The sequence below is a fragment of the Roseibium algicola genome (assembly GCF_001999245.1).
GTDB lineage: Bacteria > Pseudomonadota > Alphaproteobacteria > Rhizobiales > Stappiaceae > Roseibium > Roseibium algicola.
The window spans coordinates 2133036-2155102 of the sequence record NZ_CP019630.1 but is presented as its reverse complement, the minus strand read 5'-3'; the positions used below and the strand labels follow the sequence as shown (position 1 = coordinate 2155102).

Here is a 22067-nt window from a genome sequence, read left to right as displayed (position 1 = left end):
AGTCCTCATGGACGGCAGGATGCTGGCGCGGCTGGCCGCAATCGTATTCGTGGCAATCGCCATTACCGCAAGCCTGATCGAGATGTCCCGCAAGGACGAGCCGGTGCCAGTACGGACTGCGCCGGCCGCACAGCCTTCCGACGATCCTGTGCGTGCCGATCTGCGCCGCTGTCAGCAGATGGGCAGGTCTGCACTCGAGGACGAAGACTGTCTCACAACCTGGCAGCATACCCGGGACCGCTTTCTCGGCCGCGAGCCTCGTACTGGCGAGGAGCGGTGATCCATGGGCGGGACGGGAGTCATCGACAGTTTTCTCGGGGTCTTCACCAGCTACATCGACAGCGGCTTCGGTCTGCTTGGCGGTGAGGTGGCCTTCATCGCGACAACGCTCATTGTCATCGATGTGACGCTGGCCGCACTCTTCTGGTCCTGGGGTGCCGATGACAACATCATCGCCCGTCTCGTGAAGAAGACGCTGTTTGTCGGCGTCTTCGCCTATCTCATCGGCAACTGGAATAACTTGGCCCGGATCGTCTTCGAGAGCTTTGCCGGTCTCGGTCTGATGGCGTCGGGCACCGGGTTTTCCGCTGCCAATCTGGTGCGCCCGGGCAAGGTGGCACAGGTCGGCCTTGATGCCGGAAGGCCATTGCTTGAATCGATCTCCGACCTGATGGGCTGGGTCGCCTTCTTCGAGAACTTCATTCAGATCGCCTGCCTACTCTTTGCATGGGCGCTCGTCATCCTCGCCTTCTTCATTCTCTCCATTCAGCTCTTCGTCACCCTGATCGAGTTCAAGCTGACGACCCTGGCAGGCTTTGTGCTCATTCCCTTCGGCCTCTTCGGCAAGACCGCCTTTCTGGCCGAGCGTGTCCTCGGCAATGTCATCTCCTCCGGCATCAAGGTGCTGGTGCTGGCCGTCATCATCGGCATCGGTTCGACGCTGTTCGCGCAGTTCACTGCCGGCTTCGGTGGTGTCACGCCGACAATCGACGAGGCGATGGCCGTGGTGCTTGCAGCCCTGTCGCTGCTCGGTCTCGGGATTTTCGGTCCGGGCATTGCGAACGGTCTCGTCTCCGGTGGACCGCAACTGGGCGCCGGGTCGGCCGTCGGTACCGGCCTTGCGGTCGGTGGTGCGGCTGTTGCCGGAATTGGAGCCGCCGGACTGGCGGCCCGCGGAGGCGCTCTCGCCTTGTCGGGGACCGCAGCTACCGCACGCGGCGGGGCGGCCATCGCAGGTGGTGCCTCGACTGCCTACAGCCTCGGATCGGCCGGTCAGTCGGGCACAAGTGGTGTCGCTTCCGGCATCAGTGCTTTGGCAAGTGCCGGGGCTCGGGCCGCGGCGTCACCGCTCAAACGGTTGCAGTCAAAGGCATCGGAGAGTTTTCAGGCGAGCCAACAATCCGGATCTCGAACAGCCTTTGAAGCAACGGGCGGCACAATTGGCGACGGAGGCGGTTCGGACGGTCCGTCTGCAGTTCCTGCGCCCGCATTGCCTGCCGATGGCCCGCCTGCCTGGGCAAGGCGCATGAAGCGTTCCCAGCAGCTTTCCCACGGTGTGTCCGCTGCTGCCCATGCCGTTCGTTCGGGCGACAGCCACGGTGGCGGCGCCTCCATCAATCTCCAGACAAGCGACCGCTCATGAGCCTCTTCAAACGATCTACCGTTCACTACGGCAAATCCCCGGAGCCCGAAACGCCCTACCAGAAGGCGGCCCAGGTCTGGGACGAACGCATCGGCTCGGCCCGCGTCCAGGCAACGAACTGGCGGCTGATGGCGTTCGGCTCTCTCATTCTCTCCGGTGGCTTTGCCGCGGCGCTCATCTGGCAGTCCGTCAACGGCTCCGTCGTTCCCTGGGTGGTGCAGGTGGACAAGCTGGGCGAGGCGCAAGTTGTTGCGGCCGCCACCGCCGATTATGAACCGTCGGATCCGCAGATCGCGTTCCATCTGGCGCGGTTCATCGAGAAGGTCCGCAGCATTCCGGCCGATGCCATCATCGTCCGGCAGAACTGGCTCCGGGCCTACGAGTTCACCACCGACCGAGGAGCACTCGTGCTCAACGATTATGCACGCTCAAACGATCCTTTTGCCCGGGTCGGCAAGCAGCAGGTCGCGGTCGAAGTCTCCAGTGTCATCCGGGCCTCGCCGGGAAGCTTCCGCGTCGCCTGGACAGAGCGGCACTACGAGAACGGACAGTTATCCGCGACAGAACGCTGGACGGCGATCCTGACCATCGTCATCCAGCCGCCCCGCGATGCCGAGAGGCTGCGGGCCAATCCGCTCGGCATTTATGTCAACGCCATCAGTTGGTCTCGGGAGATGGGGCAATGAGGATGGTTTTCCGTAAACCCGCGTTTCCGGCCTTCCGGATCTCCGCAAGTGCGGCTTTGCTTCTCTGCGCAACGACCCTGGCGGGCTGCGCCACCTACACGCCGCCGCAGATCAGCTACGATCAGACTGTGCCGCCGCTGCCGGCGGTACCCAGAACGGTGGGCGATGAGCGGCCAAAACCCCTGCATACACCGCCAGTCTGGACGCCGGCGAAAGGAGGCAAGGCGGCAAAAACATCAGCCGGCAGGATCGAGAATGCCAATGCGGCCGCGCGCATCGAGCCGCACCGGGAGGGCTATTACAATGCCATCCAGGTCTATCCCTGGTCGGAGGGGGCGCTCTATCAGGTCTACACTGCTCCCGGCAAAATCACCGACATTGCGCTGGAACCGGGCGAAGCCCTGACCGGCGCCGGCCCGATCGCGGCTGGCGATACGGCCCGCTGGATCATCGGCGACACCACCAGCGGCTCCGGTGAAGAGCCCCAGGTCCACATCCTCGTCAAACCGACCCGCCCGGACATTGAGACCAATCTGGTGGTCACTACCGACCGCAGAGTCTACAGGATCGAACTGCGCGCGGCCGAGGGTTCCTATATGCCCGCGGTCACCTGGAACTATCCGCGGTCACCAAGCTCTCAGCGACCCGTCGTTCCGGCTACGCCGCGCATTCCGGCGCCCGCGGCACGGAACTACCGGTATGGGCTGACCGGTGACACCCCACCTTGGCGTCCGGTCGCCGTCTACGACGACGGCAGACGGGTCTATGTCGAGTTCCCGGGCGGAATTGTCCAGGGGGAGATGCCGCCGATTTTCGTTCTCGGGCCCGACGGAAACCCGCAAATCGTCAACAGCCGCGTCTACAGAAACATCCTGATCGTCGACCGGATTTTTGGAGCCGCAGAACTGCGCCTCGGCAGCGGCAAACACCAGCAGACGGTCAGGATCGTTCGGAGGGAAGACCGACGCGTGGGGCCGACAGAAGGACAAGGAAGCGGTCCCCCTTCCAGGTCAACAAAGATCGGTACTGGAGGTGAGGGGGCATGAGCGGTCCGGAGCAAAAAAGGGAAGACAGCGATCCGTATGCAAAATCAGGGGTCAAAGCGGCAATGCGACTGAGGCCAGATCCACCACGCGTGACGCGTCTCTCCCGCAAGGCGCTGGCAGGGGTCGGGTTCGTCGCCTTGCTCGGTATCGGTACCGCCTTGATCTATGCACTTCAAGCGCCGGACCGGAGCGGCGGGGGCGAGGAGCTGTTCTCGACGGAGAACCGCAACACCGCTGACGGGTTGAGCACGCTGCCGAGCGACTATACCGGCCCGGTTCTCGGACCGCCCTTGCCGGGAGATCTTGGCCGGCCGATCCTCAAGGCGCAGGAGCGTGGCCAGCCGGTCGTGCCGCCGGTGATCCAGACGCCCACGCTTGACGAGCAGGAACAGCGGCGCCTTGCGGAGGAAGAGGCTGCCCGCACCAGCCGGGTCTTTTTCCAGACGGGACAGGTCACATCGGGCGGAACAGGTCTGGGCGCAGTGCCGTCGATCGGCGGCACTGCTCCAGGTGGAATTACGGCACAAGACAGCAATCTTGCGTTTTTGAATGCGTCCGTGGACCGACGGACCACGGTATCCGATCGCGTTACGGCACCGGCATCGCCTTATGTGCTGCAGGCCGGATCCGTCATCCCTGCTGCCCTCATCACCGGGATCCGCTCCGACCTGCCCGGGCAGATCACCGCCCAGGTCACTCAGCATGTTTATGACAGTCCGACCGGGAGGCTTCTTCTCATCCCACAGGGCACCCGCATCATCGGCGAATATTCCAACGATGTCGGTTTCGGCCAGCGTCGTGTCCTGCTCGTCTGGAACCGGCTGATCTTCCCCAACGGCCACTCCATCGTGCTTGAGCGCCAGCCGGGAGCGGACACGCTTGGATATGCCGGCCTGGAGGATGGCGTCGATTACCACTGGTGGGATCTCGCCAAGGCGGCCGGACTGTCGACGCTGTTCAGCGTCGGTGCGGAACTCGCCGCAAGTGACGACGATCGTCTGGTTCAGGCGATCCGTGAAGGCGCGCAAGACACGATCGATGATGCCGGCCAGCAGATAATCCAGCGCCAGCTACAGGTCGCGCCAACGCTGACGATCCGGCCGGGGTTCCCGGTGCGGGTGATCGTCATGCGTGATCTTGTGCTGGAACCTTACGGAGGTTGATTGTGGTGAAACTGAAACTGGGGCCGCTACCGGACGACAAGCCGGTCAAGGTGAGTGTGGAATTGCCCGCAAAGCTGCATCGGGATCTGGTGGATTATGCCGAGATTCTTGGGCGGCAGAGTGGGCAGGTTGTTGAGGAGCCTGCCAGGCTGATTGTGCCGATGCTGGAGAGGTTTATTGCGACGGATCGCGGATTTGCGAAGGCGCGGCGGGGTGCCGGTCGAGATTTGACCGGGGAAAACGCTGTTCCAATAAGTCGATAAAGTTGTGAAGAACAGGATTGTAGCTGTCACCACGCCAATAGGCAACATAGTTGATACGAGTTGGGCCGTTTCCATCCTGCAGTTCTTGGTAGATAACTCCAGGATAGTGAGCACCAGAACTGCATTCGACAATTAGGCTGACGCCAAAACCCGCGCCAACCAAGCTTCTGATATTCTCTGTGCTGGCTTTGTGACGAACAATCTTAGCGCGCCCTTCGGTAAATGTTAGTTTTGAATGGAGAATTTTCTGAATTTCTAAATCGGGATCTCGTTCGCTGACAAGGAACGTTTCTTCTTTTAAATCAGTCCAGTACACAATTTCCTTATTTGCTATGGGATGCGACATGGGTAACGCGACCAAAATGCGTTCCGTCCAAACCGCCAAAGCGGACTCTTCTCCACTCGCTGGGTAGCCAGAAACAACCGCAATGTCGATGAAACCACTCGCCAGTTCAGAAAGCAGGTTTAATCGTGTTTCCTCAACTGTGCGAAGTTCCACGTTGGGAAATTGATCTGAAAACTCAGTTAAAATCGAACGGAGGTTGCCTGAAGTTAGCGAAATATAGTGTCCAATTGTCAGTTGACCAGATTGGCCCAGTGCAAGGTCTCGGGCGTTAATCGACATATCGTCGACCGAGTTAATTAAGTGGTAAAAAATTCGAACAACCTGTTGGCCGGGTCTCGTGACGTATACGCCTCCGGTGGTTCGTCTAAATAATTTTAATCCAAGATATTCTTCTAGCTGTGCCATTGTTCGGCTGATCGTTGATTGCTTCACATGTAATGCTAAAGCAGCTTTGCGAAAACTTCCTAATTTCGCAACCACAATAGCATAACGCATGTGCCTGACCTCGATCTGTGTTTTCATGGGGCCTGTTTTATTCCCCTGCGACCTAAAAGGAATGTATTTATGAGTCAATATACGATCCTTTACCTAGAGGTGGCTAATTGCGACGATGGTTATTTCACATGGCAGTAAATATATTACCTTGGCCTGCCTAAATGTAGCGGGTGAATGCCAGTGAAGCCTTGCAGTGAATGCATTCACGGTCCTCCAAATTGGGAAACGATACGCACCAATAAGAGTATGAACGTATTCTAATAGAAGCAAGACACTTTGGTGTGCGCAATGCGTTTGGCACTCGTTTCGAGAGGGTGACAGGGAAAACTTATCGACTATTGGTGTCTCAGGAATACTCGGACTTGGATTTATTGAACCTGATCCATATTCTTGCTGAAGCGAGTTTGACACCAGCCATGTAGTTGTGTGGGTCCTTCTCGTATCGAGTGGCTACGGCTCTGAAATGCTTGAACTTGTTTAAGAGCCTCTCGACCGGATTACGCATCTCTTAGAGGGCTTGGAGAAAGCTGGGCGGTGGCGGCGTTGCGGCTTGGGTGGGATGTTCGGGAAAGCATTCTGGTCTTTGATGAGATCGCGAATGACTTCGGCATCGTAAGCCCGATCAGCTAGGACAACGGCGTTTTCGGGCAGGCCGGAAAGAAGTGGCATGGCCTGATGGCCAGGCCATCGTAGGCTTGGCCTTCGCTCAAGCTCAGTTTGGTGGGTAAGCCGCAGGGGTTCGCGAGCGCGTGGAACTTGCTGGTTAGTCCGTCACGGGACCGTCCCATGTAACCAGATCGACGCCAGCTTACAAATTGATTGTAGCAGCTCTTGTGAGAGCAGTGGCGCTCGGGAGATGTCTGCCCAGAAGGTGCCTTCATCTGGCTCATCATCGAAGCGTCCATGCTGCCATACATTGAGCGCCACTTGATGGGACGGACAGCTCTCCCTCTACACTCAGGGCTGGAAGCCGTGAATATGGAGGAGAAGATCATGAGACTGCACTATCTTGGGGTTGATCTGGCGAAGAACGTGTTTCAGCTGCACGGTGAAGATGCCGAGGGCAACATTGTCTATCGCAAACGCCTTGGGCGTGCGCGGTTTCTCAACGATATCGGTCGATTGGCGGGTTGTCAGATCGGTATCGAGGCCTGTACTGGCGCATTCTATTGGCAAAGAGAATTTGAAGCGCTCGGCCACTCGGTTCGGATCATCGCCCCACAATACCTCAAACCTTTCGCCCGTCATCAAAAGAATGTTCAAAACGATGCAGCTGCTATCTGTACGGCACTGCGTCAGCCGAACATGCGGTTCGTTCCACCCAAATCGCTTGGTCAGCAGGACATTCAAGCATTACATCGTGTACGCCAACGACTCGTCAATCGTCGAACTGCCCTTGTCTCTCAGACGCGTGGATTGCTTCTGGACCGTGGCCTTGCCTTCGGTCTCTCAATTACTCGCGCCAGACGCGTGGTCCTGCGTTTGTTGACCATGGAGCGGGACAGGCTTGGTGATCTTTTCACCTCACTGCCAGAGCAGCTCTTTGAGATGCTATGTGAACTGGACCGACGTGTCGTCTGGTTTGATCGTGAGATCAATCGGGTTTTCCGCAGCAATGAGGCCTGTCAGCGTATCGCAAAGATCCGTGGCGTGGGTCCCAAAACAGCGACTGCTATTGTCGCGGCGATCGTAGACGGAGCCGAGTTCAATAACGGCCGTCATCTGGCCGCGTGGCTTGGTTTGGTTCCAAAACAACATTCGAGTGGGAACAGGCAAATGCTCCAGGGCATATCAAAACGTGGTGACCGACACCTTAGAGCACTGCTGGTTCACGGGGCACGTGCGGTTTTGCGAACGGCACCAAAGCACCACGATGCGGTTAGTCAGTGGGCCATTGGTCTCCAGGAGCGACGGGGGGCTGCTAAAGCGATCGTCGCAATCGCCAACAAGAACGCGCGGATCATATTTGCCATGTTGCGACAAAACACGGAGTTCGGTACCGCCTAAAACAGAAGTGGTACGGCAGAGAGGTGCAAGACTGCGAGAAATGTGACGACCGGTTTGAAGGGAACCTGAGTATTTTAATGACTTATCGAAGCTGGCCACTTGTCGAGGCCTTCACACTCGGATTTCCCATTTGGGCGCGCTAGCAGCGTTCTGGTGACGCCGAATAGATGTTGGCACCCAGATACCGGCTTCGATCAGATCTCAAAAACCTTGCATCGGGAGAGTTGTCCAAAAATGTAGAAGATCGCATCTCTGACGCCAGTTTTACGGCATAGCTCGGCGGCAAAAATGCTAGCCTGATGCTCCTTCAAAATACCAATGATATGTTCTTCGAAGAACCGGGATCGCTTCATCGTCTGCTTCTTTCAATTGGGAACAGGCTAACCTCAAAGCGCGGGGTTTTCGGGCGTGCAGGTCAGGACAAACGAATGACTGCCGTCATTCGCATATGCGCTGTCTGGCCCGCGTATCAGCTAACATGTGGGCCTAGCCTAACAATTCCGACTGAAGCAGATCGGCCAACCCGGTGAGCGAGGAAATCCTGTGGTCCGGATCGAAGCCGAGTTCGTCCATCTGCTGGCGAACGGCGCGGAACATTGTGACCGGCGCTATCCGGTCGCTGCGTTTGCACGCCTCGACCATGGCGTCCGACGGAACGCGGTCGATCCATGCGACCTTAAGGCCGAAAGCCTTGGCGCCGCAGGCGTCGAACGGGTTCGATGAAACGAACATCACTTCCGAAGGCTGAACGCCCAGCCGTGTCTCGATAAGTGCGTAGGCTAGTGGGCTGGGCTTGTAAATGCGCATCGGGTCGACGCTGATAACGTGGTTGATTTGCCGGTCGAAGCCGGTGTTCCGCACAAGCTCGTTCAACATGTTCGGGCTGCCGTTCGAAAGTATCGCAAGGTCGTGCCCGGCCAGTCCTTCCAGAGCGTCATGCGCCTCGGGATAGGGGTCTAGCCACCTGTATTTCTCGAGGATCGATGTGAACACGCTGTCTATCAACGGCAGACCGAGCAATTTGAGCGTGTATCTGAGCGAGGCAGAGGTGATGCTTTCGAAGTCTTCGTATTTCTGCATCAGCGAACGCAGCCACGTGTATTCGAGCTGCTTGATCCGCCAGACCTGCGTGATCATTTCGCCATAACCCGGATAGGCCCGATCCGTCACGGTTGCGACGGATTGTGGATCGTAAAGAGTTCCGTAGGCATCGAAGACGACAGCTTTGACCGGCACTTTGACCTCTCTTGACTCTGGAGGAGATGGCTCGACAGCGGCCCGGTGTTCCCCGGAGGTGTTCCGCCATCGCCGAAACGGCGGATCATTCATGCCGCTCAAGATTGCTGTTTACGGAAGGACAATCGAGTGACAAAATGAATTATAATGATCCACTTAATCGGATTTCACGATAATGACCCGACACGTCAATTTCGACATCGACTGCCTACGCTCTTTTCTGGTTGTCGCAGACACCATGAGTTTCTCCCGTACGGCCGAGATTGTCGGGCGGGCTCAATCGACGATCAGCCAGCAGATTGCCAAGCTGGAGATGCAGGTCGGCAAGGAGCTACTGATGCGCCGGAAAGGCCGCGTCCTTGAGCTCACCGGCGAAGGCAAGCGATTGGCGCAATACGCTCGCCGAATGCTACAACTCAACGATGAGGCTTATTCGTCAATGTCCGACGACGTGCTCTCCGGCTCGGTTCGCCTGGGTGTGCCGCTGGATTTTTTCGGCCGGGATATCGCCATCTGGCTGGCGCGTTTTAAGCAGCGGCACCCGATGGTGGCTCTCGAGGTAGAGGCCAACCAATCGGACAATCTGATGCGGCGCAGTGAACGCGGGGAGTTCGATCTCGCGTTTTTCAAACAGGAAGCAGGCGCTTCCAAAGGGGTCGTCGCACTCACCGAGCAACTCGTCTGGGTCGCCGGTCCGAATTACGTCCCGGCAGCTGACGAGTCCGCTCCGATGATTCTCTTTCCCGAAGGCTGCGCCTACAGGCGTTTCGCCATCGGGGCCCTCGAGGAGCGTCAGCGTCCCTGGCATATAAGCTTCGTCGGGCCGAGCTTCGATTGTCTGAAGTCCGCGCTCGCCGGGGGGCTCGGCATCTCTGTTCTGGCGCGCACGCTTGTCACGCCGCCGCTGCGTATCATCCAGCGTGATGCAGGTCTGCCACAGCTCCCGGTCGTTGAACTCGTCTATTCCTTCCGCAAGCACAGCAACTCGCGCGTCGTCACCGAACTGGCCGACTTTATCAACGATCGCCTGCTGGAAGGAATGTCCGCGCCGGCCGACGCGTGATGTCCGTAAACTATTGGTGACCAGTCCCCCGCGATGCGCCAGGTGCGTCGCGGTCATGCCGTGCCATGTCTCGACAAGCGCGAGGCATGGCGGTTTGTGGGTATTTTCCGACTTGGGTATCGGACTTTTGCAGTAGTCCAATCCCTCTCTATCGGAAAATACGATTATAAGCATCGCACAAACTCATTTTGGTGAAAACATGGGCGTGCCTATTATCGCATCACGACCCTGGTGTGGCTTCAAGCCCGGCCTCACGGGACAGCGCAAATCTCAGGACGCATCCGCGTTGTCAGGCCCGCTTGAGGCGTGATCGGCGCAGGCCGGATGCTGCCGAAAATGGAGTATGGCATCTTGATCCTTTTTTCGGCTCTGCTCGTTCTCCTCGCAATTCTGATCATTGTGCTTTTTCTCAGCCGATTCTTCGTCAAGGCGAGTCGCGAGGTGGCCCTGGTGCGGACAGGCCTCGGTGGTCAGCGTGTTATATTGGACGGTGGCCTCGTCAGTCTGCCGATTCTCCACCGAGTTGCGGAAATCAGCATGCGGACGGTACGGCTCGAGGTGGTGCGCGCTGGCGAACGTTCGATCATTACCCAGGACCGTCTGCGCATCGACGTCACCGTCGAGTTCTATGTGCGGGTCGAGCCGACAGCGGAGGGGGTGGCGACCGCCGCCCAGGCGCTTGGCAGCAAGGCCTCCCGCGCCGCCGACCTCACAGGGATACTTGAAGGCAAGCTCGTGGATGCGCTTTTAAGTGTCGCAGCCCGTTACACGATGGACGGGCTGCAGGACCGACGCGGCGAGTATGTAGCGGAGGTCGCGGCCGCCTTGAGCGAGCGGGTCGGCTCCAACGGACTGATGCTTGAGGCTGTTTCGCTCACCCGTCTCGATCAGACCCCCTTCAGTGCGCTCGATCAGAACAACGCCTTCAATGCAGTCGGCATGCGCCGTCTTGCCGAGGTAATCGCCACCAACCGGCGCGAGCGCGCCGAAATCGAAGACAGCGCCGATATCGCGGTGCGGCAGAGCCATCTCGATGCCGCCAAGCGCCGGCTTCTGATCGAGCAGGAAGAAGAGCAGGCGGAACTCGCGCGCAGACAGCAGGTGAGCACCTATCAAGCCCTGAGCGAGGCTGAAACCGCCGAAGCGCAAGCGCTTGCCGAGGGACGGCGCGAACGCGCTTCGATCCAGCGCGAGGCCGATGTGCGCGCCGAGAAGATCGAACGCGACAAGGCCGTGCGCGAGCAGGAGCTGCAATCGGAACTCGCGATCACTGCGGCCAAGCACGATGTTGCCATCCGGCTTGCCGAAAAGCGGGCGGAAGAGTCGGCCGCGGAAGTCGTTGCGCAAGAGCGGCTCGCCGACGAAGCAAAGGCCCGCGAGACGGTCGAGACGTCGCGTGCGACCGCAGCGGCCGAACGTCTGCGGGCGGTCGCACTCATCAAAGCGGAGGAGGAAACTTCCGTGGAAGATGCCCGAACCGCCTCGCAGGCCGACACCATCCGGACACTTGCCGCCGCCGAGGCTGAGGCAAGCGAGACCAGGGCTCGCGGTATCCGCGCCGAGCAGCTTGCCAAGGCGGAAGGTGAGGCGGCTCTCGTTGCCGCACAGAACGACCAGTCGGATGCAGTTATGAAGATGAAGGTCGATGTCGCTCGTATCCAGACACTTCCCGAAGTCGTCAGGGAAATGGTGCGTCCGGCCGAGAAGATCGACTCAATCCGGATCAATCATGTCACCGGATTTGGCGGCAGCTCTGCGCCCTTGGGTCAGAATAGCGGGGGCGCTCCCGTTAATCAGGTCGTCGACAGTGTGCTGTCCATGGCGCTTCAGCTTCCCGCGATCCAGAAACTCGGGGAAGAGATCGGCCTCAATGTCGGTGGCGGTCTCGAACGAACATCGTTCGGTTTCGCCAACGTCGCGATGACGGACGCCGACCGGCCCGAGCCCCAACCGTCCTCGGCCGAGCCCGACGCCAGGAACGCTTGACCGGAAATTCATACACCCAGCAATCCGCTTGCTCTCAGTCAATCGAAAAGGGGAATTTAGCCATGTCTGTCAGCCGTCGTTCGTTGTTGAAGAGTGTTGCCGCTGCACCGCTCGCGCTTGCTGCTCCCTCGCTAGTCCGCTCAGCGTTTGCCGCCGATCCCATTAAAATGGGCGTCTTGCTCGATCAATCGGGCGGCATCGAACTGCTCGGCTCTCCGATGCTCGAGGCGACAAGGCTCGCGGTAAAGGAGATTAATGACTCGGGGGGTCTGTTGGACCGGCCTGTCGAGATCATCGCCTACGACCCGCAGACGACAATCCAGTTCTACACCCAATATGCAACCCAGTTGGCAGCCGGAGATCAGGTCGACGTGGTCCAGGGCGGCATCACCTCCGCGTCGCGCGAGGCCATCCGTCCGGTCTTAAACCGCTTCCAGAAGCTATATTTCTACAACACCTTCTATGAGGGTGGCGTTTGTGACTTCAACAATGTGTGTACCGGCTCCACACCAGCGCAGACAGTGGAGAAGCTGATCCCCTATGCGATGAAAAAGTGGGGCAGCAAGGTCTACGTTCTCGCCGCCGACTACAACTATGGCCAGATCACCTCGCAATGGGTGAAAAAATATGTCGGGGACAATGGCGGCGAGGTCCAGGAGATCGAGTTCTTCCCTCTGGACGTGACCAATTTCGGTCCGACGATCAAGAAAATCGAGGCAGCAAAACCTGATTTCGTCGTCTCCGCTCTGGTCGGAGCTGCGCATATCTCCTTTTACAAGCAATATGCTGCGGCTGGCCTGAAGGCCAAAATTCCATTGGCTTCGACAGTCTTTTCCGCCGGGGGCGAGCAGACGCTGCTGGGCGCGGAAGAGACGGAAGGCATGCTGGTTTCTTTCGCCTACTTCGAGGAAATCGACACTCCGAAGAACGCCAAGTTTCTGAAAGATCTGAGAGCGAATGCCTCGAAGCCGATCAACTATGTCGCGGAAGTTACCGCCCGCTCCTATGAAGGTGTGCTTTTGTGGGCTGAAGCTGTCCGCAAGGCCGGCAGTGTCGACCGTGTCGAGGTACTCAAGGCTTTGCAGACCCCTGTGAGTATCGAGGGACCGAGCGGCACGCTCACCATCGACACGCAGACCAACCACCTCAGTCAGAACATCTACATCGCCGAGATACGCGATCGAAAGATCAATATCGTCGAAAGTTTCGCCGCGCAGCCACCGACCGATACCCGTCTGGTCTGTGATCTCGTAGCCACTCCCGACCAGCAGACCTTCTATTTCGAAAACGGCCTGGAGGCGGCGGGTATCCAGTAGTCCCGCTGATCTTCCAGACCTGCATCCGCTCTCTTTAAGGAGTCGACCTCCCGATGGATTTAGCCGTCGTTTTCCTGCTACAGATCCTCTATGGCATCGCCAATCTTGCGCTGATCGGCCTTGGCCTTGCGATCATCTTCGGCATGATGAGGGTCATTAATCTCGCCCATGGCGAGTTCCTGATGTTGGGCGGCTATACGGTGGTGACCGCAACCAACGCCGGCATCGACATCTGGTTGGCGATGCTGGTTCTTGCACCGCTCGTGGTCGGTATTATCGGAGTTGTGGTGGAACGGGTGTTGATCCGTTTCCTCTACGGGCGCACGGTCGACACGCTGCTCGCGACCTGGGGCCTGAGCTTGCTCCTTGTCGGTCTGGTCACCGCAATTTTCGGACCGCAGACGGCAACGACACTGTCGCCCCCGATCGATGCGATACAGATCGGCGGTTTTGGCACGAGCGGTTATGAGATCTTTCTGATTCTTGTGACCATTGCACTTTTCGGACTGGTCTTTGTCCTCTTTCGTCATACCAAACTCGGTCTGACGGCCCGGGGGACGATGCAGCGGGCGGATGTGGCGGCCGCCCTCGGTGTCTCAACAGATCGGGTCTACATGATCACCTTCGGCATCGGTTCGGCCGTGGCCGGGCTTGCCGGTGGCTTGCTCGCTCCCGTCACCGGGGTCGTTCCGACAATTGGTGCAACCTATATCGCAAAAGCCTTCATCACCGTCATCAGCGGCGGCACGGCCATCCTCGCTGGAACGGCCTCGGCCGCGGTGTTGCTGGGCGCTATCAACAATATCGTCACATTCCTCACCGGTCCGACCATTGGCGAAGTCGCGCTGCTCGCCGCAGCGATCATCCTTCTGCGTTTGATGCCGAACGGCATCACGGGCCATTTTTTCCGGAGAAGCCTGTGAGTGAGAAATCCGACCTGACGGCGACATGGGCCGTAGCGCTTGCGGGTGTCGTAGTCATGCTTGTCGCGCCGCACGTGTTGGCGCTCTTCACCATCATTAACCTGACAACGGCGATTGCACTGGCGCTTCTGGGCCTCAGCCTTGGCCTTGTCTGGGGCAGCGGCGGTATCCTCTGTTTCGGCCAGACAGCCTTTTTCGGTCTCGGGGCCTATGTCTATGCGGTGACGGCGCAGAATTTCGGCGACACCACGCTTGCCACGCTTTTCGCTATAGCCGCAGGTGCCGCCTTTGCCGGGCTGCTTGGTTATTTCATGTTCTGGGGCCGGATCAGCGATGTCTATCTTGGCGTGACCACGCTCACCGTAACGCTGATCCTGTTCAATCTCTTCAGGCGCACCTCCGGCCCCGAATACAGGATCGGCAATGCGCTTCTCGGCGGATTCAACGGTACCTCCGCGCCGCCCCTGCACATGCCGTGGGACACCGGGGCCATGTTGCTGCCGCAGGATGTCTTCTATGTCGCCATGGGCGCGCTGATCCTTGCCTATGTCGGTTGTGCCTTGCTGGTGCGGAGCCATTTCGGCCGGGTCTGCGCAGCGATCCGCGAAAACGAAACGCGCGCGGAACTGCTTGGGTACGACAGCCGGCTCTACAAGCTCGGTCTCTTTGCAGTCGGCGGCGGTCTTGCCGGTCTTGCCGGCATGCTGATCGCCAATGGTATCGGCCGTGTCACGCCGGATCTCTTCAATCTTTCCTATGCCGCACAGGCGATCATCTGGGTGATCGTCGGTGGCCGAGGCACGCTGCTCGGTCCGATCTTCGGAGCCTTCGCGGTTTTCTGGCTCACCTCATGGCTTGGAACCCAGTCGATGTTCAACAGTAATATCGTTCTCGGACTCGTCCTCATCGTTTTTGTGCTGCTGCTGCCACGCGGCGTCGTTCCCACGCTGCAGAAACTTGCCCGCGGCAGCCAGCGACAGACGAAACGCGAACGGGCACGTGGACGCCGGCGCCCCCGTGCGTCCGTACCGGCGGAGTAATGGCATGAGCCGCGAGATTCTCGTCGAAACCCGTGACCTTGCAATGCATTTCGGCGGGGTCATCGCCAATGAAGCGGTGAGCTTTACACTCGAAACAGGCGAGCTACGCTGTCTGATCGGACCGAATGGCGCAGGTAAGAGCACGTTTTTCAAGTGCCTCACGGGCCAGCTTACGCCCACCGAAGGCTCGGTCATGATCGGCGATACCGATACCACCAATTTCGAGCCGCATGAGGTCGCGCGCCTCGGGGTCGGCATCAAGACCCAGACGCCGAATGTATTCGACGGTCTCTCGATTCAGGAAAACGTGTGGCTTTCAGCCCGCCGCTGGCATTCTGCAGACCGTGCGCGGGCGATTACCCGCGAAACGCTGGAGCGGGTACGCCTGGGCTCGCTGCGGTCCCGTTCGGTCGGAGCGCTTGCGCACGGTCAGCGTCAATGGGTGGAACTTGCCATGGTAATGGCCGCCGAGCCCAGACTGGTGTTGCTCGACGAGCCTGCCGCCGGGATGACCGACGAGGAGACCCTCTTCACTGCGGAACTCATTCGTGAAATCAACCGGACCGCGAGCCTGATCATTGTCGAGCACGACATGAACTTCATCCGTGCCATCGCCGAAAAGGTCACCGTCTTTCACCGCGGCCGTATTCTGATGGAGGACACGATGGAGGTGATATCCGCTGACCCGGTCGTTCGCGACGTCTACCTGGGACATAAGCATTGATGGCGCATTCGCAGCTTCTCGAAATCAAGGGTCTGCGGTCAGGTTACGGCCGCGTGCCCATTTTACACGGTCTCGACTTCTCGGTCGGGGAAGGCGAAATCGTCGGTGTGCTGGGCCACAACGGCATGGGCAAGACGACACTGTTAAACACGTTGATGGGGCTTGTGCCGGCGACAGGCGGTCATGTTCGTTTCGACGGCAAGGACGTGACCAGGGCGCCGAGCCACATGCGCGCGCGTCTCGGGATCGGATACGTTCCGCAGGGGCGGGGAATTTTTCCGGCGCTCTCGGTGCGCGACAATCTGATGATGGGCATAGCGGCTCACGGCGCCGGGGACGACCAGGGCGACTTGGCGGCAATTCTGGAAGAGTTTCCAAACCTGGAACCGCTGCTCGACCGTCCGGGTGGAGCGCTCTCCGGGGGCGAGCAGCAGCTTCTCGCACTTGCCCGCGCGCTCATCAGCGATCCGAGCCTTCTTTTGCTCGACGAACCGACCGAAGGAATCCAGCCTTCTATCGTCGATATGATGGAGGAGAAACTCGCGCAGCTCGCTCACGAGCACGGTCTCGCGATCATTCTCGTTGAACAAAACCTGGAATTCATCACGACGCTCGCCGACCGTATCGTCGTGCTTCAGAAGGGACGTATCGCCGGAGTTGTTGAAGAACCCGGTAGCGTTGACGACGGGCTTATTGCCGAATTCACGGGCTTCAGGAGCGTTTCTACTGAAAAAGTCGAGGAATCCGCTTCCGCCGCCGGTGAACCTGCACCTCCCGCCAGCGCAGGCTCTGGCGGCCGGACCTTTCAGTCGGTGCCTGCGCGGCCCAGCCCTTCCACCGCGGCCACAACACAGTTTGCTGAAAGGCCTCTTTCCATGCCTGATACCGTCTTGAGTGATCCGCCCGCCCGCCAATTGCGGCGCTCGGTGAAACGCCCGAGCCTCGACGACATGCTCACCATAGCCCGCGATTTCGGCATGAGCCACTCCGCTACACGGCTGTCCGAATATCTCAATGCAATAGACGGAACTTTGAACCACTACGACGCGCTTGATGCGATGCCGGATTATTTGCCTCAGGTGGATTATCCGCGCACTGCAGGCTACCGGCCGACTGCACAGGAAAACCCGAATAACGCTTGGTACGTGAAGACCGACATCCGGGGTGCTCCGCGCGGGCCTCTCGCCGGCAAACGGATCGCGATCAAGGACAATGTCTGCGTCGCCGGCGTGCCGATGATGAATGGGTCCTCGACCATGAAAGGCTACACGCCCGACGTCGATGCGACGATCGTTACACGCATACTGGATGCGGGAGGCACGATTGTCGGCAAAACCCATTGCGAGCATTTCTGCCTGTCGGGCGGCAGTCACACCAATTCCACCGGCCATGTCCACAATCCCCGTCGCCACGGGTACTCTGCAGGAGGATCCTCGTCGGGCTCGGCAGTGGTGGTCGTGACCGGCGAAGCCGACATGGCAATCGGCGGCGACCAGGGCGGCTCCGTTCGCATGCCCGCTTCCTTCAGTGGCCTCTACGGCATGAAGGCCACCCATGGGCTGGTTCCGTATTCCGGCGTGATGCCCATCGAAAACACTATCGACCATACCGGGCCGATGACCGCGAATGTTGCCGACAACGCCCTGTTTCTGGAAGTGCTGGCCGGAGCGGATGGGCTTGATCCGCGCCAATACGCTCCCGAGCCCGATCGGTACACGGCAGCGCTTGGGCGCGGCGTAGCGGGGCTGCGCATTGCCGTTGTGCGCGAAGGATTTGGCCGTCCGGAATCCGAAGCGGACGTCGATGCCTCCGTTCGCCGCTCCGCCAATGTCTTTCGCACTATGGGCGCCACCGTCGATGAGGTGTCGATCCCCATGCACAACGATGCGATGCCCATCTGGCTTGCCATCGCCGGAGAAGGCTCGACCAACCAGATGATGAAAGGCAACGGCATGGGAACGGGCTGGAAAGGTCTCTACACCACATCGCTGCTCGATCATCACGCGGCTTGGCCAAACCGGGCCGACGAGTTGTCGGAAAGCCTGACGGCCACGATGCTGACCGGAGAATATTTCCTGCGCCATTATCATGGCCGTTACTATGCCAAGGCCCAGAATCTCGCGCGAAAGCTGGGCGCAGCCTACGATCGGATGCTTGGCGCTTATGACCTACTTCTAATGCCGACGACGGCGATGAAGGCAACTCCCCTCCCACCGCAAGACGCCCCGTTGGCACTGATCCTGCAACGTGCCTTCGAGATGCTGGAAAATACGGCACCCTTTGATGTAACGGGCCATCCGGCCATGTCCATTCCCTGCGGCATGTCCGACGGATTGCCGATCGGCTGCATGCTTGTTGCGCGTTACTACGGCGAAGCGACTATTTATCAGGCAGCCTCCGCCTTCGAGGCGGCCGGCGATTGGAAGGAGATGTAAGAAAAATGGCAGTTTATCGCCCGACACCGGAAGAACTTCGCGAGGCCGCTCTTGAGATCGGGTTGCATTTCAGCGAAGCGGACGCTCAATCCTTCCATGGCCTGATACAATCGCAGCTCGACGCGTACGATCTGGTGGATTCGATGGTCGAGCCCCTGCCGGAAGTGGCCTATCCGCGCACTCCGGGCATTCGGCCCGAACCGGAAGACAATCCCTACAATGCCTGGGCCGTCAAGACGACGATCGCCGGTGCGCGGACCGGTCGGCTCTCCGGCAAGCGCGTCGCAATCAAGGACAACGTCTGCGTAGCCGGCGTGCCGATGATGAACGGAGCAACGATTCTCGAGGGATACGTTCCTGAAATCGACGCGACGATCGTGACCCGAATGCTCGATGAGGGCGCCGTCATTCTCGGCAAGGCCGTTTGTGAGTATTACTGTGCCTCCGGTGGCAGTCACACCTCAGCCAACGGCGCGGTGGAAAACCCGGTCGTGCCGGGATACAACGCCGGCGGCTCGTCTTCAGGCTCGACCGCTCTCGTTGTTTCCGGCGCGGTAGACATGGCAACCGGCGGCGATCAGGGCGGTTCTATCCGCATTCCGGCGTCTTATTGCGGGGCGGTTGGACTCAAGCCCACTCATGGTCTCGTCCCGTATACGGGTGTTTTCGCGGTGGAACTTACGGTTGATCACGCGGGACCAATAACGCGTACGGTCGCCGATAACGCCCTCATGCTAGAGGTGATTGCCGGCCCCGACGGTCTCGATCCACGCCAGACCGGGGCGCCCGCCCAGCCTTACACACGAGCGCTTGCCAAAGGAGTTCACGGGCTCAAGATCGGCATTGTGCCGGAGGGCTTCGGCATGGCCGGCGCCGAGGCCGAGGTCGACGCCCGCGTGCTCGAGGCGGCGGACCGGCTCGCTGGAGCGGGCGCGCAGATCACGGAGACCTCAGTCGCGCTGCACAAGGCCGGGGCAGCGATCTGGACCCCCGTTTTTCTGGAAGGCGCCACTGAATTGATGATGCGTCACAACGCTTACGGCACAAATATGAAAGGTGTTTTCCTGGAAAGCCTGCTCGACGCGCAGTACCGGTGGCGCGACCGCGCGGATGAGTGGTCCGAGACAATGAAGCTCGGCATCCTGACCGGTCACTATATGTCCTCACGCCATCGTGGCCGCTATTACGGAAAGGCCCAAAACCTCAATCGCCTGCTCACTGCCGACTACGACAAAGCCCTGGAAAAGGCGGATGTTCTGCTCATGCCGACGACCCCGATGGCGGCGACGCCCTTGCCCCCCTCCAATGCCCCTCGCGAGGAAGTCATTGCCCGAGCCTTTGAGATGGTCGGCAACACCGCACCGACCTGTCTCACAGGCCATCCGGCAATTTCCGTTCCGGTTGGTTCCGCGTCGGATGGCCGTCCGATAGGTGCAATGCTCATCGCACGCCATTATGACGAAATGACCCTCTATCAGGTCGCGGCGGTGTTGGAAGCGCTCTATGAGCCAAAAGCATAGACGCAGAGGCCGCCGTTTATTTTAAACGGTCGAACTCGTAGCTTTAAGACCAAACTTTGGAGCGCGGGCAGATGGAGTTACCCGAAGAGGCTGCGAGCGGCAGTCGCCTCCGGGAACCGGAAGGCGTGGGGATGGAAGAGCTCGGTCCGGATGATGTCCGTACACTCGAACTGGCCGTGAAGCTTCCCATCCATCGTGGGATGCCCCTTCGGGGAACACGTTTTGTGTTGAACCCGCAATAGCTGGCAGAGCGGAAGCATGACCGGTTTGCGAAGAATAGCGGCGAAACGGTGGCTTTATTGCGCATTCGGGCGCCCCGTTGACGATGGTATAAACTTGCGGCTGTCAAACGAACGGGAACGGACCGCTGCGCATTTCGTCGTGTCCGCCAGGACCCGCAGCAAGTTATCCAAGGGAACAAATGCCGGGCGCCCTACCAGCTATCGGTCCATCACATGATTCTGGTCGTATCTTCATGCCTTCGATCATTAGCGTCTCGGTCCGGCCCTGAGCGGTATCACCGGTTGCTTGGCGGAGAATGTGATGATGGGACAGTCACCCACGCCGGAGCTGGCGGGGCTCACTGGCAGGCGGTTTCTGTAGTTTACGGCGTTCTTGGTCGGAGATACATTTGTCGGATGCAGGCAATGCCCGTGTGAAAGCCTAGTAACCAAAGGTGAGGAGGCGGCGTGATATAGTCGAATAGAAGTTATCGATAGGAATAAACTACGCTGTGTTAGGATGTCATGAAAACATGGCACGCGCCCGACTCTCGTCTGTTTGGGGTTAAGGGTGTTGGGTTGCTCAAATATAAGTTGAACTTCCTTGGATTGCTGCAATTAGATTGGAATGTATGCAGACCCGCATCAAATTAAGAAAACGATACTGTGAACATTATAATTGACAAGCCAGAATCTCTTCTACGGGTGAACATATGTCAGAAACAGGTCATCACAGTGATGCGATGGCGAACCTTATTTTCTATTCGGCGCCTGAGGTTCACTGTGATCCAGAGTCATTTCCGAGAATGCGAACCACTCGAGGCCTGCTGCCTCGGCAGCTTGTAGGTCACTGAGTGTGGACCTGATAATCGCGTCGCTGTCGCATGCCGACGTTTTCTGAATAATGTAGCGAAAGCCTTCTACGAAGGGAACGGCAGAGGCCAACGGTCCAGCAAGGATCACGCGCGCAGGGACAAGCATAGAAACTAGAGCCGCGATAGCGATGCCGACAGCCTCACCGGCGTCCCGAAATGCCGTGGTCGCGCGCCGGTCTCCGGAGTTCGCCTGACGTACCGCGTGAGGAACCCCAAGTCTCAGACCGGTATTTCTCGAAGTGTCCACTTGTTCCACATGACCAAGCCGATGCATCACAGCTCCGGCCGAAGCAACGTCTTTGAGAGAAAGCCAGCTATTCGTGCCGCGATCGAAACGCGCGAGGACGTCGTTGAGATTTCCCTCAAACAGTGTGGTCGCAGAAGTGTCGGTCGATACAATCATGCTGGCATCCAGAGCGAAACCTGCGTGAACCATAACGCTTGGAAGGGTCGGCAACTCAATCGTCTGGTGTGTCTCTGCAATATGGAGAGCTTCGGCGATCCCCGAACGGGCAACAGGTATATCGAATGCCATATGAAGATCGTTTTGCAGCGCGTTGAGCCACACTCGCTGATCTTGGTCTCCGTGGAGTTCTATATCGGGAGAAACGATCAAGCTAATGCCAGCCAAGCACTCGAAGCGCATGTCAGGCCGTTCCGATAAACGGGTGATCTGCCTGCGTGCACAATCAAGAATGTTATTGTTGCATTCCTCGACGCCGCCGTCGATTTCATCCTCGGCCACTCGCTGGCCGGTAAGATCGACGATCGATATCTTTTGTTCGTAGCGTGTGAGCACAATGCTGAGTACATGCAATCCAGGGGGGTTAAGATAAAGCCCTACGTGCGGCCGTCCACGCATTGCGGAGCGAGCAGTCGCACGTTCCACCAGCAAATTGTCGGCGATCAGATCGCGGGTAATGCGGGACAGCTTCGAGTCGGTGCTGTTCAGCAGTCTCGAAAGCTCCCGGCGAGAGATTCCCGGAGTACGGCGAACCTCCCAGAGAACGCGAGACATGTTGAACAGTTTTAGACGCGATGAGGTAACGATCATCTTTGGCGATTTTTTACGACAGGGTG

At 58.9% G+C, this 22067-nt stretch carries 18 protein-coding genes and 1 pseudogene; 16 read left to right on the top strand and 3 right to left on the bottom strand.

Annotated elements, in window-relative coordinates; genetic code table 11:
- The first annotated feature begins 7 nt into the window (after positions 1–7).
- Genes trbK-alt through B0E33_RS10075 form a run of 6 tightly spaced genes read left to right on the top strand, consistent with a single transcriptional unit; the run spans position 8 to position 4800 of the window.
- Positions 8–280 (top strand): putative entry exclusion protein TrbK-alt, encoded by a 273-nt coding sequence (trbK-alt, locus tag B0E33_RS10100; protein WP_077291122.1) that lies wholly within the window; start codon positions 8–10, stop codon positions 278–280.
- Positions 281–283: 3 nt separating this feature from the next.
- Complete coding sequence (trbL, locus tag B0E33_RS10095) at positions 284–1642, top strand: P-type conjugative transfer protein TrbL (RefSeq protein WP_077291121.1); 1359 nt, start codon at positions 284–286, stop codon at positions 1640–1642.
- Positions 1639–2328, top strand: coding sequence for a conjugal transfer protein TrbF (gene trbF / locus B0E33_RS10090; RefSeq protein ID WP_077291120.1), 690 nt, complete (start codon positions 1639–1641; stop codon positions 2326–2328). Before trbL ends, trbF begins: the two co-directional genes overlap by 4 nt.
- Positions 2325–3374 carry a P-type conjugative transfer protein TrbG gene (gene trbG / locus B0E33_RS10085; RefSeq protein WP_077291119.1) on the top strand — a complete coding sequence of 350 codons (1050 nt, stop codon included), beginning with the start codon at positions 2325–2327 and terminating at the stop codon, positions 3372–3374. Before trbF ends, trbG begins: the two co-directional genes overlap by 4 nt.
- Entirely contained in the window at positions 3371–4537 is a 1167-nt protein-coding gene (locus B0E33_RS10080; protein ID WP_077291118.1) for a TraB/TrbI/VirB10 family type IV secretion system protein, read from the top strand. The genes trbG and B0E33_RS10080 overlap by 4 nt, the downstream gene beginning before the upstream one ends.
- Positions 4538–4539: 2 nt before the next feature.
- Complete coding sequence (locus B0E33_RS10075) at positions 4540–4800, top strand: DUF2274 domain-containing protein (protein WP_156912374.1); 261 nt, start codon at positions 4540–4542, stop codon at positions 4798–4800.
- Here B0E33_RS10075 and B0E33_RS10070 read toward each other — a convergent pair.
- Positions 4712–5668, bottom strand: a complete 957-nt coding sequence (locus B0E33_RS10070; protein ID WP_206051427.1) for a LysR family transcriptional regulator — start codon at positions 5666–5668, stop codon at positions 4712–4714. The genes B0E33_RS10075 and B0E33_RS10070 overlap by 89 nt on opposite strands.
- Positions 5669–6634: 966 nt before the next feature.
- Here B0E33_RS10070 and B0E33_RS10060 point away from each other — a divergent pair.
- Positions 6635–7648 carry an IS110 family RNA-guided transposase gene (locus B0E33_RS10060; protein ID WP_077293217.1) on the top strand — a complete coding sequence of 338 codons (1014 nt, stop codon included), beginning with the start codon at positions 6635–6637 and terminating at the stop codon, positions 7646–7648.
- A gap of 486 nt (positions 7649–8134) precedes the next feature.
- Here the strand turns inward: B0E33_RS10060 and B0E33_RS10050 are convergent, their stop codons facing one another.
- The gene (locus B0E33_RS10050; RefSeq protein ID WP_077291116.1) at positions 8135–8884 is read right to left on the bottom strand and encodes a haloacid dehalogenase type II; all 750 of its coding nucleotides are present in this window, start codon (positions 8882–8884) and stop codon (positions 8135–8137) included.
- 175 nt (positions 8885–9059) lie between these two features.
- On the opposite strand from B0E33_RS10050, the gene B0E33_RS10045 reads away from it, so the two are divergent.
- The 9 genes and pseudogenes from B0E33_RS10045 (at position 9060) to B0E33_RS10010 (ending at position 19891) form a co-directional block, all read left to right on the top strand.
- The gene (locus B0E33_RS10045) at positions 9060–9947 is read left to right on the top strand and encodes a LysR substrate-binding domain-containing protein (RefSeq protein WP_077291115.1); all 888 of its coding nucleotides are present in this window, start codon (positions 9060–9062) and stop codon (positions 9945–9947) included.
- Positions 9948–10271: 324 nt separating this feature from the next.
- Positions 10272–11933, top strand: a complete 1662-nt coding sequence (locus tag B0E33_RS10040; protein ID WP_156912373.1) for a flotillin family protein — start codon at positions 10272–10274, stop codon at positions 11931–11933.
- A gap of 62 nt (positions 11934–11995) precedes the next feature.
- Positions 11996–13249, top strand: a complete 1254-nt coding sequence (locus B0E33_RS10035) for an urea ABC transporter substrate-binding protein (RefSeq protein ID WP_077291113.1) — start codon at positions 11996–11998, stop codon at positions 13247–13249.
- Between the two features lie 53 nt (positions 13250–13302).
- Positions 13303–14172, top strand: coding sequence for a branched-chain amino acid ABC transporter permease (locus B0E33_RS10030; protein ID WP_077291112.1), 870 nt, complete (start codon positions 13303–13305; stop codon positions 14170–14172).
- Positions 14169–15212 (top strand): branched-chain amino acid ABC transporter permease, encoded by a 1044-nt coding sequence (locus B0E33_RS10025; protein ID WP_206051426.1) that lies wholly within the window; start codon positions 14169–14171, stop codon positions 15210–15212. Before B0E33_RS10030 ends, B0E33_RS10025 begins: the two co-directional genes overlap by 4 nt.
- 4 nt (positions 15213–15216) lie before the next feature.
- Positions 15217–15936: an ATP-binding cassette domain-containing protein gene (locus tag B0E33_RS10020; protein ID WP_077291111.1), complete on the top strand. Its 720-nt coding sequence runs from the start codon at positions 15217–15219 to the stop codon at positions 15934–15936.
- Positions 15936–16373: pseudogene (locus B0E33_RS31290) on the top strand (ABC transporter ATP-binding protein); the annotation flags it as partial. The gene B0E33_RS10020 and the pseudogene B0E33_RS31290, both read left to right, overlap by 1 nt.
- 438 nt (positions 16374–16811) lie before the next feature.
- Positions 16812–18371, top strand: a complete 1560-nt coding sequence (locus B0E33_RS31285; protein ID WP_208997858.1) for an amidase — start codon at positions 16812–16814, stop codon at positions 18369–18371.
- Positions 18372–18376: 5 nt separating this feature from the next.
- The gene (locus tag B0E33_RS10010) at positions 18377–19891 is read left to right on the top strand and encodes an amidase (RefSeq protein ID WP_077291109.1); all 1515 of its coding nucleotides are present in this window, start codon (positions 18377–18379) and stop codon (positions 19889–19891) included.
- A 974-nt stretch (positions 19892–20865) separates the two neighbouring features.
- On the opposite strand, the gene B0E33_RS10000 is transcribed toward B0E33_RS10010, so the two are convergent.
- Positions 20866–22041, bottom strand: a complete 1176-nt coding sequence (locus tag B0E33_RS10000; protein WP_077291107.1) for an ROK family protein — start codon at positions 22039–22041, stop codon at positions 20866–20868.
- Positions 22042–22067 lie beyond the last annotated feature (26 nt).